The organism is Cupriavidus sp. SIMBA_020 (assembly GCF_046535395.1).
In the GTDB taxonomy this organism is placed as follows: Bacteria; Pseudomonadota; Gammaproteobacteria; order Burkholderiales; family Burkholderiaceae; genus Cupriavidus; species Cupriavidus campinensis.
In genome coordinates this window covers 1-270 of the sequence record NZ_JAWRWU010000627.1, presented here as the reverse complement: position 1 = coordinate 270, position 270 = coordinate 1, and the positions used below count along the sequence as shown (strand labels likewise).

At 48.5% G+C, this 270-nt stretch carries 1 protein-coding gene; it reads left to right on the top strand.

What is annotated here, in order from left to right:
• Positions 1–213 (top strand): hypothetical protein (locus SB751_RS30805; RefSeq protein ID WP_410749127.1); only part of this gene is annotated, 213 nt, incomplete at its 5' end.
• Between the last annotated feature and the right edge of the window lie 57 nt (positions 214–270).

Sequence of the window (270 nt, the reverse complement as noted above, 5' to 3'; positions counted from 1 at the left end):
AAGATCACAGCTAACGCCGTTGAATATTCCGATTGGATAGTGGCCAGTATCCGCATTCCAAGCATTCGCGTTTTCGGCAAAGAACACGCGGACTGGAATTCTGATTCCGAATCGAGCGGTCGTCTGCTTTGGGAAAACACGCCTCCCCCACTAGATCCCGATTGGATCACTCAAACGATTGGTCCTGACATTTGGACCCCTGTACATAAATAAGAGGTGATACGGTGGCAGATACTTTTACCCCATTCCTAAACCTTACCAAACCCGAAG